The organism is Mycobacterium sp. MAC_080597_8934, from assembly GCF_000523975.1.
GTDB classification, from domain to species: domain Bacteria; phylum Actinomycetota; class Actinomycetes; order Mycobacteriales; family Mycobacteriaceae; genus Mycobacterium; species Mycobacterium avium.
In genome coordinates this window covers 153,210-167,657 of sequence record NZ_JAOS01000001.1, presented here as the reverse complement: position 1 = coordinate 167,657, position 14,448 = coordinate 153,210, and the positions used below count along the sequence as shown (strand labels likewise).

General features: G+C 72.5%; 11 protein-coding genes and 2 pseudogenes. 3 read left to right on the top strand and 10 right to left on the bottom strand.

Features of this window, described 5'->3' with window-relative positions:
- The first annotated feature begins 59 nt into the window (after positions 1 to 59).
- The gene (locus NF20_RS00825; RefSeq protein WP_010948854.1) at positions 60 to 1,721 is read left to right on the top strand and encodes an adenylate/guanylate cyclase domain-containing protein; all 1,662 of its coding nucleotides are present in this window, start codon (positions 60 to 62) and stop codon (positions 1,719 to 1,721) included.
- Here NF20_RS00825 and topA read toward each other — a convergent pair.
- From topA to cspA, 3 genes are all read right to left on the bottom strand, one after another.
- On the bottom strand, positions 1,718 to 4,516 hold the full coding sequence (topA, locus tag NF20_RS00820; protein ID WP_033713039.1) for a type I DNA topoisomerase: 2,799 nt from the start codon (positions 4,514 to 4,516) through the stop codon (positions 1,718 to 1,720). The genes NF20_RS00825 and topA overlap by 4 nt on opposite strands.
- Positions 4,517 to 4,720: 204 nt before the next feature.
- Positions 4,721 to 5,311 (bottom strand): hypothetical protein, encoded by a 591-nt coding sequence (locus NF20_RS00815; RefSeq protein WP_011723615.1) that lies wholly within the window; start codon positions 5,309 to 5,311, stop codon positions 4,721 to 4,723.
- Between the two features lie 188 nt (positions 5,312 to 5,499).
- Entirely contained in the window at positions 5,500 to 5,703 is a 204-nt protein-coding gene (gene cspA / locus NF20_RS00810) for a cold shock protein CspA (protein WP_003419650.1), read from the bottom strand.
- Between the two features lie 248 nt (positions 5,704 to 5,951).
- Here cspA and NF20_RS00805 point away from each other — a divergent pair, with 248 nt between their 5' ends.
- Both NF20_RS00805 and NF20_RS00800 read left to right on the top strand, forming a co-directional pair.
- Complete coding sequence (locus tag NF20_RS00805) at positions 5,952 to 8,282, top strand: DEAD/DEAH box helicase (RefSeq protein ID WP_033713038.1); 2,331 nt, start codon at positions 5,952 to 5,954, stop codon at positions 8,280 to 8,282.
- A 131-nt stretch (positions 8,283 to 8,413) separates the two neighbouring features.
- The gene (locus NF20_RS00800) at positions 8,414 to 9,451 is read left to right on the top strand and encodes a PAS domain-containing protein (RefSeq protein ID WP_003873275.1); all 1,038 of its coding nucleotides are present in this window, start codon (positions 8,414 to 8,416) and stop codon (positions 9,449 to 9,451) included.
- On the opposite strand, the gene NF20_RS00795 is transcribed toward NF20_RS00800, so the two are convergent.
- From NF20_RS00795 to ssd, 7 genes and pseudogenes are all read right to left on the bottom strand, one after another.
- Positions 9,448 to 9,741, bottom strand: coding sequence for an Rv3654c family TadE-like protein (locus NF20_RS00795; protein ID WP_009974714.1), 294 nt, complete (start codon positions 9,739 to 9,741; stop codon positions 9,448 to 9,450). The genes NF20_RS00800 and NF20_RS00795 overlap by 4 nt on opposite strands.
- Positions 9,742 to 9,772: 31 nt before the next feature.
- Complete coding sequence (locus tag NF20_RS00790; protein ID WP_179151741.1) at positions 9,773 to 10,102, bottom strand: TadE family type IV pilus minor pilin; 330 nt, start codon at positions 10,100 to 10,102, stop codon at positions 9,773 to 9,775.
- Positions 10,099 to 10,299: a DUF4244 domain-containing protein gene (locus NF20_RS00785; protein ID WP_003873278.1), complete on the bottom strand. Its 201-nt coding sequence runs from the start codon at positions 10,297 to 10,299 to the stop codon at positions 10,099 to 10,101. The genes NF20_RS00790 and NF20_RS00785 overlap by 4 nt, the downstream gene beginning before the upstream one ends.
- A gap of 18 nt (positions 10,300 to 10,317) precedes the next feature.
- A pseudogene (locus NF20_RS00780) lies at positions 10,318 to 10,916 on the bottom strand (type II secretion system F family protein).
- A gap of 7 nt (positions 10,917 to 10,923) precedes the next feature.
- Positions 10,924 to 11,725 (bottom strand): annotated as a pseudogene (locus NF20_RS00775) (type II secretion system F family protein).
- Positions 11,722 to 12,897, bottom strand: coding sequence for a TadA family conjugal transfer-associated ATPase (locus tag NF20_RS00770; RefSeq protein ID WP_003873281.1), 1,176 nt, complete (start codon positions 12,895 to 12,897; stop codon positions 11,722 to 11,724). The pseudogene NF20_RS00775 and the gene NF20_RS00770 overlap by 4 nt, the downstream one beginning before the upstream one ends.
- The gene (gene ssd, locus NF20_RS00765; protein WP_011723573.1) at positions 12,894 to 13,946 is read right to left on the bottom strand and encodes a septum site-determining protein Ssd; all 1,053 of its coding nucleotides are present in this window, start codon (positions 13,944 to 13,946) and stop codon (positions 12,894 to 12,896) included. The genes NF20_RS00770 and ssd overlap by 4 nt, the downstream gene beginning before the upstream one ends.
- Positions 13,947 to 14,448 lie beyond the last annotated feature (502 nt).

The window sequence follows — 14,448 nt, the reverse complement described above, 5'->3', positions numbered from 1 at the left end:
CGGCCACCATACCGCGACCATTCCGTTATCTTCGCCGCCGTCGCGGCCGCCGAAATGACCTGCCGAGAACGCAATTTAGTTTCCGGGACGTCGCCGCCGCCCGATACGGTGGGATCGTGACAACAGCGGCGGCACTACCGGGGCGGATCAGCGCATTCGCCCGCTGGGTGGTGCGCACACCGTGGCCGTTGTTCTGGCTGAGCATGATGCAGGCCGACATCATCGGCGCGCTGTTCGTGCTCGGCTTCTTGCGCTACGCCCTGCCGCCCGAAGACCGCATCCAGCTTCAGGACCTGCCGGTGGTGAACCTGGCGGTGTTCGCGACGTCGTTGGTGGTGCTGTTCCTCGCCGCCTCGGTGGTCAACCTGACGCTGCTGATGCCGGTGTTCCGGTGGCAGCGCCGGGACAACCTGCTGGCCGAATCCGACCCGGCCGCCACCGAACTGGCCCGCATCCGCGCGCTGCGCATGCCGTTCTACCGCACCGTCACCAGCATGGTGATCTGGTGCATCGGCGGCGTGGTGTTCATCATCGCCAGCTGGTCGGTGGCCCGGTTCGCCGCGCCGGTGGTGGCGGTGGCCACCGGGCTGGGCGCCGCGGCCACCGCGATCATCGGCTACCTGCAGTGCGAGCGGGTACTGCGCCCGGTGGCCGTCGCCGCGCTGCGCAGCGGGGTGCCCGAGAACGTCAAGGCGCCCGGCGTCATCCTGCGCCAGATCCTGACCTGGATGCTGTCCACCGCGGTGCCGGTGCTGGCCATCGTGCTGGCGGTGGTGGCCGACAAGACCTCGCTGCTGCATGCCACGCCGGAGAAGCTGTTCACCCCCATCCTGCTGCTGGCGGTCGCGGCGCTGGGCATCGGGCTGGTCAGCACGCTGCTGGTGGCCATGTCGATCGCCGACCCGCTGCGCCAGCTGCGCTGGGCGCTCTCGGAGGTGCAGCGCGGAAACTACAACGCGCACATGCAGATCTACGACGCCAGCGAGCTGGGCCTGCTGCAGGCCGGCTTCAACGACATGGTCCGCGACCTGTCCGAGCGGCAGCGACTGCGCGACCTGTTCGGCCGCTACGTCGGCGAGGACGTGGCCCGCCGCGCGCTGGAGCGCGGCACCGAGCTGGGCGGTCAGGAACGCGATGTCGCGGTGCTGTTCGTGGACCTGGTCGGCTCCACCCAGCTGGCCGCCACCCGCCCGCCCGCCGAGGTGGTGCACCTGCTCAACGAGTTCTTCCGGGTGGTGGTGGAAACCGTTGGCAAGCATGGCGGTTTCGTCAACAAGTTCCAGGGCGACGCCGCGCTGGCCATCTTCGGCGCGCCGATCGAGCACCCCGACTCCCCCGGCGGGGCGCTGGCCGCGGCGCGGGAGTTGCACGACGCGCTGCTGCCGGTGATCGGTTCGGCGGAGTTCGGCATCGGGGTGTCGGCCGGCCGCGCCATCGCCGGCCACATCGGCGCGCAGGCCCGGTTCGAGTACACCGTGATCGGCGACCCGGTCAACGAGGCCGCCCGGCTGACCGAGCTGGCCAAACTCGAGCCCGGCCACGTGCTGGCGTCGGCGATCGCAGTCAGCGGCGCGCTGGATTCGGAGGCGTTGTGCTGGGACGTCGGCGAGGTCGTCGAGCTGCGCGGCCGCACCGCTCCCACCCAGTTGGCCCGACCGGTGAAGCTGGCCACCCCCGAAGAGGTTGCGCCGCAAGAGGTTTCCAGCGAGGTGAGCGGCTAACCGCGCTTGGCCGCCTTCTTGGCCGGGGCCTTGCGGCTGGTTTTCTTGGCGGTCCGCTTCGCCGGGCCGCGCGCCCTGCGGTCGGCCAACAGCTCGGCGGCGCGCTGGTCGGTGAGCGACATGACGTCGTCGCCCTTGCGCAGGCTCGCGTTCGTCTCGCCGTCGGTGACGTACGGCCCGAACCGGCCGTCCTTGATCACCATCGGCTTGCCGGTCGCCGGATCGGCGCCCAGCTCCCGCAGCGGCGGCGCGGCGGCGCCCTGCCGGCCGCGGCGTTTGGGCTCGGCGTAGATCTTCAGCGCTTCCTCGAGGGTGATGTCGAACAGCTGCTCCTCGGAGGCCAGCGAGCGAGAGTCGTTGCCGCGCTTCAGGTATGGGCCGTAGCGGCCGTTCTGCGCGGTGATCTCCTCACCGGTCTCGGGGTCGACCCCCACCACCCGGGGCAGCGAGAGTAGGCGCAGCGCGTCCTCGAGGGTGACCGTCTGCAGGTCCATGGTGCGCAGCAGCGACGCGGTGCGCGGCTTGGGCCCGGTGGGCTTCTTGCCCTTCTTGGCGGGCGCGCCGCTGCCGTCGTCATCGTCGGGCGGCGGCTCGGGCAGCACCTCGGCCACATACGGCCCGTAACGGCCGTCCTTGGCGACGATCTCGTGGCCGGTCGCCGGATCCACCCCCAGCACCCGGCCCTCCTGCGGCGTGGCGAACAGCTGCTCGGCCACCTCGAGGGTGAGCTCGTCGGGGGTCAGCGAGTCGTTGAGGTTGGCCCGCTGCGGGGTGGGCTCGCCGTCGTCGCCGGTTACCATGCGCTCCAGGTAGGGCCCGTTCTTGCCCACCCGGACGTAGACGGGGCGGCCCTGCTCGTCGTCAAAGAGCTTGATGGAGTTGACTTCTCGGGCGTCGATGCCCTCCAGGTTGACGCCGACGAGTTTCTTCAGGCCGCCGGAGCGGGCGATCGAGTCGGCCACGCCGTGCTCGCCGCCGAAGTAGAAGTTGTTCAGCCAGTCGGTGCGCCGCTCCTGGCCCGAGGCGATCGCGTCCAGCTCGTCTTCCATCGCGGCGGTGAAGTCGTAGTCCACCAGCCGGCCGAAATGTTGCTCCAGCAAACCGGTGACGGCGAACGCGACCCAGGACGGCACCAGGGCGCTGCCCTTCTTGTGCACGTAGCCGCGGTCCTGGATGGTCTTGATGATCGACGAGTAGGTCGACGGGCGGCCGATGCCCAGCTCCTCGAGCGCCTTGACCAACGACGCCTCGGTGTAGCGCGGCGGCGGGTTGGTGGCGTGGCCGTCGGGGGTGAGCTCGATGGCGTCCAGCCGCTGGCCCTGGGTCAGCTGCGGCAGCCGGCTCTCGGCGTCGTCGGCCTCGCCGCCGGCCAGCTCGTCGACGGTCTCCACGTAGGCCTTCAAAAAGCCCGGGAAGGTGATGGTGCGCCCGCTCGCGGAGAACACCACCTGCCGGTCCCCGGCCTGGCCGCCGATCCGCAGGCTCAGCGTGGTACCGCGCGCGTCGGCCATCTGGGAGGCCACCGTGCGCTGCCAGATCAGCTCGTAGAGCCGGAACTCGTCGCCGTCGAGCTCGCGGCGCACCGCGTCCGGGGTGGCGAACGTCTCGCCGGCCGGACGGATCGCCTCGTGCGCCTCCTGCGCGTTCTTCACCTTGCGGGTGTACTGGCGCGGCGACGGCGAGACGTACTCCTCGCCGTAGAGCTGACGCGCCTGGGTGCGCGCGGCGTTGATGGCCGAACCCGACAGCGTGGTCGAGTCGGTACGCATATAGGTGATGTAGCCGTTCTCGTAGAGCCGCTGGGCGATGCTCATGGTGCGCTCGGCGGAGAACCGCAGCTTGCGGCCCGCCTCCTGCTGCAGCGTCGACGTCATGAACGGCGCGTACGGCCGGCGGGTGTAGGGCTTTTCCTCCACCGAGGCCACCGACAGCTGGGCGCCCTGCAGCCCGGCGGCCAGCTCGGTCGCCTGGGGCTCGTCGAGCACGATCACCTCGTCGGCCTTGCGCAGCTGGCCCTGCGAGTCGAAGTCCCGCCCGGTCGCCACCCGCAGGCCGTCCACGCTGGTCAGCCGGGCCGCGAAGGTGGGCGGGGAGGCCTGGGGGTCGGACACGCTGGCGTCCAGCTGGGCCACGATGTCCCAGTAGGACGCGCTGCGGAACGCCATCCGGTCGCGCTCGCGCTGCACGATGATCCGGGTGGCCACCGACTGGACCCGGCCCGCCGACAGCTTGGGCGCGACCTTCTTCCACAGCACCGGGCTGACCTCGTAGCCGTACAGCCGGTCCAGGATGCGCCGGGTCTCCTGCGCGTCGACCAGGTCGATGTCCAGGTCGCGCGGGTTCTCGGCGGCCTCCAGGATGGCCGGCTCGGTGATCTCGTGGAACACCATCCGCTTGACCGGAATGTTGGGTTTGAGGGTTTCCAGCAGGTGCCAGGCGATGGCCTCGCCCTCGCGGTCGCCGTCCGTGGCCAGGTAGAGCTCGTCGACGTCCTTGAGCAGGCCCTTGAGCTCGCTGACGGTGTGCTTCTTCTCCGGGCTGATGATGTACAGCGGCTCGAAGTCGGCGTCGACGTTGACGCCGAGCCGCGCCCACGGCTCCGACTTGTATTTCGCCGGCACGTCGGCCGCGGCGCGGGGCAGGTCGCGGATGTGCCCGCGCGACGACTCGACGATGTACCGCGAGCCCAGGTAGCTGGCCAGTTTGCGCGCCTTGGTGGGCGACTCGACGATCACGAGTCGCCGGCGGCTGCCGTTCCCGCCGCTGGTGTTTTCCTTCAGTTTCGGGTCAGCCAACTGCCCTTACGCTCCATCCCTGATTGGTCCCCCCTGCGAGACCACCTGCAGGAAGAATGACAGGTCGGCTACGAAAATTCCGGTGAAATTCACAGTACGCGACCGTTCCTTCGCCCTGCGGCACCTGACAATTTCGCACCCGGAGGCTCGCCTGCGCAAACCGGCGGGCCCGGCGGCGGGCCGGATCCGGGGTCCGTCCGCCCGCTACACGCGCGGCCAGTGCGCCGACGCCTCCGGGCTGTCGGGCGGCTCTCCCACGTTCTCTACCAGGCGTGACAGCCGGCGGCGGCCGCTGATCCGCAGCGCCGGCCGCCCGCCGCGGGTGCCGATCAGCGTGGGCGCGATGCCGACCCGCATCAACGCCGACGCCAGCGGCGAGTGGGTGTCGGGTGCGTGCGGATCCAGCGCCAGCACATAGTGCTCGCCCTCGGGGTTGCCGGCGGCCAGCGTCCAGGCCCGCAACTCGCGCGGCCCGGGCAGCCAGCGCGGCGGGACGGTCTTCACGGCGCCGCGCGTCCATTCGACGGCCAGCGGGCTCAGCGCGGGATCCACCGCGGTGCGCACCAGCGGGGTGTCCTCGTCGGTCCGGCCGATCTCGGCCACCAGGCCGGCCTCGGAGATCATGTCCGCCAGCGCCTCGGCGCGCCAGGTGTGGTCGACCACCACCGACAGCCGGGCGCCGTGGGGTTCCGGGGTCCCCACCATGACGATCTGCCCGGACGCCGCCAGCACCCCGGAGAGATCGGCGACCGCGGGGGGCACCGACTCCGCCGTGAAGAAGGAAAGCTGGCTCACGCCATCCGACAGTAGGCCAGGTCTGCCGTTCGCGTCTTGAGGCAATCGGCGTTGCGGGCGCGCCGACTCGGGCCGCGGGAGATCACCAGGGATGAAACCCCTGGAGAAAACTAGAGAAAAGAGGAAACCCCCCGGCCGGGCCCGCTGGGCGGGACTGCACGGGGGGTATCCGTTTCAGGTCTGCTCGCCTACAGGGAGCGGACTCCGGTGGCCTGGGGGCCCTTAGGGCTGTGGCCGATTTCGAACTCGACCTTCTGGTTCTCTTCAAGGGTGCGGAAGCCCGTTCCCTGGATCTCCGTGTAGTGGACAAACACGTCAGCGGAACCGTCTTCGGGAGCGATGAACCCGAAGCCCTTCTCCGCGTTGAACCACTTCACAGTTCCCTGTGGCATCTCTCGATCTTTCCTTTTCTTCTGGGTGCGGGGCATCGCCTTTCGATGCCCCGGGTCCTGGTACGACCGCCATACCTCGCTCAGTCGCCGGAACTTCACCCGACCGATTAACCTCGCAGGAACCGCGGCCGCAACGTCGATCCTGCGAAAGTTTGACACGAACACAGAAGCTGCGACCGCAAATAGTCAACCATGTTCATCGCGTCGGCGACAGACTTGCGTCGCCGGGCGGTTCCACGAGGGGCGAGATGGCGAGTTTCGGCAGTGAGCTGCTGGCCGCCGCGCTCGCCGGGAGCGCCGCCGACGAGCAGCCGCTGCGTCATGTGGCCGAGTTGCCGCCGCGCCGTGGCCGGCCGCACGACTGGCCGGCGTGGGCCGAGCCGGAGGTGGTCGGCGCGTTCGCCGCGCGCGGGATCAAATCACCCTGGTCGCATCAGTTCACGGCCGCCGACCTGGCCTGGTCGGGCCGTCACGTGGTGGTCAGCACCGGCACCGCGTCGGGCAAGTCGCTGGCCTATCAGCTTCCCGCGCTCAACGCGTTGGCCACCGACCCGCGGGCCCGGGTGCTCTACCTGTCGCCGACCAAGGCGCTCGGCCACGACCAGTTACGCGCCGCGCACGCGTTGACCGCGGCGATTCCGCGGCTGCGGGAACCCGGTTTCGCGGTTGCCCCCACCGCCTACGACGGCGACAGCCCCACCGAGGTGCGCCGCTTCGCGCGGGAGCGGTCCCGCTGGGTGTTCTCCAACCCGGACATGATCCATCTGTCGACGCTGCGCAACCACGCCCGCTGGGCGGTGCTGTTGCGCGGCCTGCGCTTCGTGATCGTCGACGAATGTCATTACTACCGTGGGATTTTCGGTTCCCATGTCGCGATGGTGCTACGCCGGCTGTTGCGGTTGTGCGCCCGGTACGCCAGCGCGCCGACGGTGATCTTCGCCAGCGCGACAACGGATTCGCCCGGCGCGACGGCCGCCGAGTTGATTGGGCTGCCGGTGCGGGAGGTCACCGAAGACGGTTCCCCGCAGGGGGCGCGGACGGTGGCGTTGTGGGAGCCGGCGCTGCGGGCCGATCTGGTGGGCGAGAACGGTGCGCCGGTGCGCCGTTCCGCCGGTGCGGAGGCGGCGCGGGTGATGGCCGACCTGATCGCCGAGGGTGCGCAGACGCTGACATTCGTCCGGTCGCGCCGGGCGGCCGAGTTGACCGCGCTCGGCGCGCAGGCCCGGTTGGACGAGATCGCCCCGGAGTTGTCGGCGCAGGTGGCGTCCTATCGCGCCGGCTATCTCGCCGAGGACCGCACAGCCCTCGAGCGGGCGCTGGCCGAGGGCCGGCTGCGGGGCCTGGCCACCACCAACGCGCTGGAGTTGGGGGTCGACATCGCCGGGCTGGACGCGGTGGTGCTGGCCGGTTTCCCGGGCACCGTCGCCTCGTTCTGGCAGCAGGCCGGGCGGTCCGGGCGGCGCGGCCAGGGGGCGCTGGTGGTGCTGATCGCCCGGGACGATCCGCTGGACACCTACCTGGTGCACAACCCGGCCGCGCTGCTGGGCAAGCCGGTCGAGCGGGTGGTGATCGACCCGCGCAACCCCTACATTCTGGGTCCGCAATTGCTGTGTGCGGCAACGGAATTGCCGCTGCAGGAGGCGGAGGTGCGCGAGCTGCACGCCACCGAGGTGGCCGAGGGCCTGGTGGACGACGGGCTGCTGCGGCGGCGGAACGGGAAGTACTTCCCGGCGCCCGGCCTGCAGCCGCACGCCGCGGTGGACATCCGGGGAGCGGGCGGCCAGGTCGTCATCCTCGAGGCCGACACGGGCCGGTTGCTGGGCAGCGCCGGCGCCGGGCAGGCGCCGGCGTCGGTCCATCCGGGCGCGGTCTACCTGCATCAGGGCGAGAGCTACGTCGTCGACTCGCTGGATCTGCAGGAGGGCATCGCGTTCGTGCACGCCGAGGATCCCGGGTATGCGACGTTCGCGCGGGAAATCACCGACATCGCCGTCACCGGCGCCGGGGAGCGGCTGGTCTTCGGGCCGGTCACCCTGGGCCTGGTGCCGGTGCGGGTCACCCACCGGGTGGTGGGCTACCTGCGCCGCCGCCTGTCCGGGGAGGTGATCGACTTCATCGAACTGGACATGCCGGAGCACACGCTGGCCACCACCGCGGCGATGTACACCATCACCGAGGAAGCGTTGCGGGACAACGGCATTGACGGCCCGCGCATCCCCGGGTCGTTGCACGCGGCCGAGCACGCGGCGATCGGGTTGCTGCCGCTGGTGGCCAGCTGCGACCGCGGCGACATCGGCGGCTTGTCCACCGCGGTGGGACCCGAACCCGCCGGCCTGCCCAGCGTCTTCGTCTACGACGGTCACCCCGGTGGGGCCGGATTCGCCGAGCGGGGCTTTCGCCGGGCCAGCACCTGGCTGGGGGCGACGGCCGCCGCCATCGAGGCGTGCGAGTGCCCCCGGGGCTGCCCGTCGTGCGTGCAGTCGCCCAAGTGCGGCAACGGCAACGACCCGCTCGACAAGGCGGGCGCGGCGCGGGTGTTGCGATTGGTCCTCGCGGAGTTGGACCGAGGGCCGCGCTGAGCGCAGGGGCGGGCGGCGAAATCCGCGGGCCAGGTTCAGTCGCGCCTCGGCGCAGGGGCGGGCGGCGAAATCCGCGGGCCGGTTCACCCGGGCCTGCCCCGGACCCGCCCGGTCACCGTAAAATCGTCCGCATGGCCCACGACTGGTTGCTCGTGGAGACGCTCGGGGGTGATCCCACCGTTGTGGCGCAGGGCCGTCAGCTCAAGAATCTCGTGCCGATCACCACGTTCCTGCGCCGCAGCCCCTACCTCTCCGCGGTTCGGACGGCGATCGCCGAGTCGGTGCAGACCGGCCAGGCGTTGACCAGCATCACCCCCAAGCGCGACCGCGTCATCCGCACCGAACCGGTGGTGATGTCCGACGGATTCATCCACGGCGTGCACGTGTGGACCGGGCCGTCGGACATCGAGCCGCCGGAGCGGCCGATTCCCGGGCCGCTGAAATGGGACCTGACGCTGGGGGTGGCCACCGACACCCGCGAATCGCTGATCAACAGCGGCAAGAACCCCGAGGTCGAGGTCACGTTCGGCCGGGCGTTCGCCGAGGATCTCCCGTCGCGTGAGCTCAACCCGAACGAAACCAAGGTGCTGGCCATGGCGGTCAAGGCCAAACCCGATCAAACACTGTGCAGCACTTGGGATCTCACCGACTGGCGGGGCGAGGCCATTCGGATCGGTTTCGTGGCGCGCACCATCTTGGAGCCGGGGCCCGACGGCCGGGAACACCTGGTGGCGCGGGCGATCAACTGGCAGGCCGAGCAGAAGGGGCCCGCGGTGTCGACCGACGATCTGGCGCAGCGGATCCTGTCCGGGCTGGCCCAGGCCGGGGTGCACCGCGCGCTGATCGATCTCAACAATTGGACGCTGTTGAAATGGCTGGACGAGCCGTGCACCTTTTACGACTGGCGCAGCAGCGAGACCGGCAAGCCCCGGGTCCACCCCGACGACCACGCCGTGATGTCGGCCATGACAGAGGAATTCAGCGGGGGCGCCACCAGCAGGGTGCTGCGGCTGGCCGGGCACGACGGCGATTGGGTGCCGGTGCACATCACGGTGAACCGGGTGGAACTCGAGCCGGACGCCTACGCCGGGCTGGTCTCGCTGCGGTTGCCCACCGAGGAAGAGCTGGCCGCCGCGGGCCTGCCGCAAGCCACCGGCGGAACGCCTTAGCCGGTCGCCGGGCCCGCCCGCGCGGCGGCGACGGCGGTGCCGACGGCGCCGACCGCCACCCGCGCCGTGACGACGACGTCGAGACCGTCTGCGACACAACCGATGTCGTCGACCCGCATGGAGTGGGCCACGGCCGCGGCCCGGGCGCAGGCCGCATCGGCTCCCGACGGCAACCGGGCCGCGGCGGCCAGGGCCGCCAGATCGGCCGCCGCCTGGGCCCGGTGCCGCGCCACCACCGCGGCACCGAGGTAGACCGCGGCACCGGTCGCCGACAGCAGCACCACCACCATCCAGGCCGCGACCAGGGTGGCCGACCCGCGCTCACCGTGCCGGCTCGGCCGCCGAGACCGCCTGGGCCCGAATATCGAGGGCGGGCAACAGTTTCGAATGCGCGACAACGGTGGCCACCAGCAGGTCGCCGTCGCGGCGCAGGTCGACCCGCGCCCCCGCGGGCGCGAGCCGGACCGCGGCCGCCGTGGCGGAGCGTTCGTCGCCGCGAGCAGCCAGCCGGGCGGCCTCGCGGGCGGCGTCGACACAGCGCACCTGCATCGCAACCGCGGTGATTCCGGCCAGGCAGGCCACCAGCACCACGACGAGCGAGGCGATGCCCAGCGCCGCCTCGACGGTGCTGGCGCCGGCACAGCCGGCTATACCTTGGTGTTGAGCGCGCGACCGATGATGTTGGTCAGCGCGGACACGATGGAATCGCCGGTGACCACGGTGTAGAGCACCGCCCCGAAGGCGGCCGCCGCGATGGTGCCGATGGCGTACTCGACGGTCGACATGCCCGACTCGTCGGCCACTAGCACCGCCACACGAGCCGAGAATTCGCGAAACACCTTGCGCATCAATGGCTTCCTTTCCTTTCACAACAGCCCGGACCGCAGCACGTCGCCGGCCAGCCCGGCCACCACCGGGACGATGCCCAGGCAGACGAACGCCGGCAGGAAGCACAGACCCAGCGGCCCGGCGATCAGCACCCCGGCCCGCTCCGCCGCGGCGGCGGCCGTATGGGCGGCGTCGCTGCGGGACTGGTCGGCCAACTCGGCGACGCCGCCGGCCAGCGCCGCGCCCGAGGCCGCCGAACGCCGGGCCAACCGCAGCAGCGCGTCGATCTGCGGGTCGGCCGGGCCGCCCGGCGGGTCTGGCGGCACCGACCATGCGACGGCGGGATCGGCGCCGAGCGCCAGCAGGTCGGCGGCGCGGCGCAGCACCCGCCCCAACTGCGCCGGGGCGGACGGGACCGCGGCCGCCGCGGCGGCTGACACCGCCATCCCCGCGCCCAGGCATACCGCCAGCACGTCGAGACAGGAGGCGATCGCCAGCGGATCGGGCCGCGCCCCGCCCCGGGCCCGGCTCACGCCTTGGCCCCGGGCCGCGCCGGCGTGCCGGCACGCCGGCGCGTCAGCGAGGGGCCGGGGCCCATCAGCACGGCCGCGGCCAGCAACACCGCCGCTAGATCCATCTGCGCGTCATGCCATCACCCGATCGACGATGCGGTCGGCCCACAGCAGCCCGGCGCAGGCCAGCGTCGCGCCGACGAGCAGCAGCCACCCACCCACCTGCCCGCCCAGCAGGAAATCCAGCGGCCGGGCGCCGATCAGTTGGCCGAGCAGCACGCCGAGCACCGGCAGGGCGGCCAGGATCGCCGCGGTGGCCCGCGCGCCGGCCAGGCTCGATGACACCCGGGCCGAGAACCGTTGCCGCTCAGCGATATCCCGCTGCGCGGCGCGCATCAGGGTGGCTATGCCCGACCCGTGGTCGCCGGCCAGCCGCCAGCACAGCGCGAGCCGCTGCCAGTGCTCGGGCCGCGCCGAGCCGCGCGACGCGGCGGCCAGGCCGGCCGCGACGTCGGCGCCCAGCCGGGCCCGGGCTGCCACCGAGCGCAGCGCCACCGCGACCGGGCCGGCGGTCTCGCCGGCGGCGACGTCGAACGCGCGCACCGGATGCGAGCCGGCCCGTAGCTCGCCGACGAGCACGTCGAGCGCCGTTTCCAGTGCCCGGCCTCGCCGGCGGCGCGGCGGATCCGGCCGCGGCGGCGATGCCGCAGACCCGCCGTCGCGGCCACCACCGCGCCGGCCAGCACGCTCGGCAACGGCAGCACGGCCAGGGCCGCGCAGCCGCGCCGGCGGCCACCCAGCCCAGCCCCGCGAGCCGGCGCGCCGATGGCCGCCGGCTGCCCGTCACCGCCGCGCCCAGCCGGCGCCGCGGCGAGGGCGGCCCGACGACGAGGGCAACCGCCAGCAGCAACGCACCCACCACCGGCCCGGTCATGACGGCATCCGGTTTTCCAGCACCCGCCGCAGCAGCGGGGCGGCCTCGGTCATCCCCCGGTCGGCGTGCCACACCGTGACCGAGCGCACCCGTTCCTGAACCCGTTGCAGCACGGCGATTTCGCTGAGTCGCCGCCGGCCGGCGCGGTTGCGCTCGACGTGCAGCAGCACCTGCACGGCGGCGGCGAGTTGGCTGTGCAGCGCGGCACGGTCGAGCCCGCCGAGCGCACCGAGGGCCTCCAGCCGGGCCGGCACCTCGCCGGGGTTGTTGGCGTGCACGGTGCCCGCGCCGCCGTCGTGCCCGGTGTTCAGCGCGGCCAGCAGGTCCACCACCTCGGCGCCGCGGACCTCGCCGACCACGATGCGGTCGGGCCGCATCCGTAACGCCTGGCGGACCAGCTGGCGCACCGGGACCTCGCCGACGCCTTCGACGTTGGCGCACCGTGCGACCAGCTTCACCAGATGCGGGTGCGGCGGCGCCAATTCGGCGGCGTCCTCGACGCAGACGATCCGTTCGTCCGGCGGTACCGCGCCCAGCATGGCGGCCAGCAGCGTTGTCTTGCCGGCGCCGGTTCCCCCGCTCACCAAAAACGCCAACCGCGCGGCGATGATGTCGGCGACCAGCGCCGCGGCGGCCGGCTCGATCGCGCCCGCGGCGCTCAGCGCCGCCAGGTCCTGACTGGCCGGCCGCAGCACCCGCAGCGACAGGCAGGTGCCGGCGGCCGCCACCGGCGGCAGCACCGCGTGCAACCGCACCGCGAACCCGCCGGCGCCGATGCCGGTCAGCTCGCCGTCCACCCACGGTTGCGCGTCGTCCAGACGCCGGCCGGCCGCCAGCGCCAGCCGCTGCGCCAACCGGCGCACCGCGGCCTCGTCGGGAAAGCGAATCTCGCTGCGCCGCAAGCCGTTACCGTCATCCACCCAGACCGCGTCCGGCGCGGTGACCAGCACGTCGGTGGTGCCGTCCGCGCACAGCAGCGGTTCCAGGATGCCGGCGCCGGTGAGCTCGGTCTGCAGGGTGCGCAGGTTGGCCAGCACCTCGGTGTCACCGAGCATCCCGCCGGACTCGGCCCGGATCGCGGCGGCCACCACCGACGCGGGCAGCGGGGCGCCCAGCGGCACGGTTTCGCCGGCCAGCCGCTCGCGGACCCGGTCGATCAGCGAACTGCTCACGCCGCCTTGCCCTTTCGCCGCGCACCGGCCGGCGGCAGCACGCCCAGCACCTGGCGGGCCGCCACCGCGAGCGCGGACCGCCGCCCCAACCGCAGGCCGACGCGCTCCACCTGCGCGCCGAGTTGCGGCTGCGCCTTGATGGCCGCCAGCAGCGGCAGCCCGGTGATGCCGGCGATCTCGGCGGCCCGCAGTCCGCCCGGAGATGGCCCGCGCACCACCAGGCCCACGTTGGGGTTGACCGCGGCCAGGACCGGGGCCAGCGCCCCGGTCGCCGCGCACGCGCGCACGTCGCAGCGGCTCACCACCACCACCAAATCGGCGGCGCCCAAGGCGGCCTGCGCGGCGTCGGTGAATCGGCGGGGCAGGTCGCAGATCACGCTGACCGCCCCGCGGCGGCCGGCGTCGACGACGGCGTGCACCGGCCCGGCGTCCACCTCGTGACCGCGCCGGGTTCCCGACAGCACGCTGACGCCGCGGTGCCGCGGCAACGCATCGCGCACCGCCGCCCAATTGAGCCGGCCGCCCTGCAGCGCCAGGTCCGGCCAGCGCAGCCCCGGGGTGTTCTCGCCGCCGAGCAACAGCTCGATCCCGCCGCCCCACGGGTCGAGGTCCACCAGCAGCGCGTCGCCGGCGGCCTGGGCCAGGGCGACCGCGAGCAGGGAGGCCCCGGCGCCGCCGCAGCCTCCGATGACGGCGACCGCGTGCCCGCGTTGCCCGTCGTCGCGCGACGATTCGGCCGCCTCGGCGAGCTCACCGACCAGGTCGGCTTCGTGTTCGGGCAGCCGCAGCACCCGCGCGGCGCCGATGCGCACGGCCGCCGCCCACGTCGTCGTCGCGGGTTCGGCCGCCGTCAGCACCGTGACGTGATCGCGGCGGGGCAGCGCCCAGCGCCCGCAGCGCGCCGCCGCCGCAGCGTCCAGCACGACGGCCGCGGCCGCCGCCCAGGTCTTACGACTCACCGCGGCCGCGTCGCCGGCGTGCACCACCCGCACCCCGGCGGCGGCCGCCACCCGATCCAGCTCGGCGCGCAGCTCGGGTTCGGCCAGCATCGCCAACACACCCGCCGAACCCGCCGGGTAATCGGGGCACTGGGCCCCGGAGCCGCCAGTCATCCGTTCACTGTGCGGGCCGTGACGTTGGCACACCAGTGCCAGATGCGGATTTGGGGATAGAGACGCCACTGTGCACAAACCCGGCGCGGGCGCGCACCGCCAGCGACGGCGGGCCGATTCTCCGCAACCCGCCCAGCACCGGTCGGAGCGCCCGAAACCCGGGGGAAACAGCCCGGAAAGACCCGAGAAAAGGGACGACCCCCGCCAGGGGGGGAGGAGGCGAGGGTCGTCGTGCATCAGCCCCGGGGGGTCGGGCTGATACACCCTCGGCTCAGGCCGAGTAATGCTTACTATACACATGACAGTCGGCAGTAACGCAATAGATCATTTTCCGAAAAAACACGTTGAGCCGCGAAAACACTGCCTCATCGGCCCACGGCACGGCCCTGAGCGGCCATTTCCGGTGCGGGATCGCGGCCGGGCGGGACCGTCGACCTAT

Excerpts from the sequence above, each read along its gene's own strand:
- cspA (WP_003419650.1), bottom strand. The coding sequence starts at position 5,703 with ATGCCACAGGGAACTGTGAAGTGGTTCAACGCGGAGAAGGGCTTCGGG.
- NF20_RS00805 (WP_033713038.1), top strand. The coding sequence starts at position 5,952 with ATGGCGAGTTTCGGCAGTGAGCTGCTGGCCGCCGCGCTCGCCGGGAGC.
- NF20_RS00800 (WP_003873275.1), top strand. The coding sequence starts at position 8,414 with ATGGCCCACGACTGGTTGCTCGTGGAGACGCTCGGGGGTGATCCCACC.
- NF20_RS00795 (WP_009974714.1), bottom strand. The coding sequence starts at position 9,741 with ATGGTGGTGGTGCTGCTGTCGGCGACCGGTGCCGCGGTCTACCTCGGT.
- NF20_RS00785 (WP_003873278.1), bottom strand. The coding sequence starts at position 10,299 with ATGCGCAAGGTGTTTCGCGAATTCTCGGCTCGTGTGGCGGTGCTAGTG.
- ssd (WP_011723573.1), bottom strand. The coding sequence starts at position 13,946 with ATGCTGGCCGAACCCGAGCTGCGCGCCGAGCTGGATCGGGTGGCGGCC.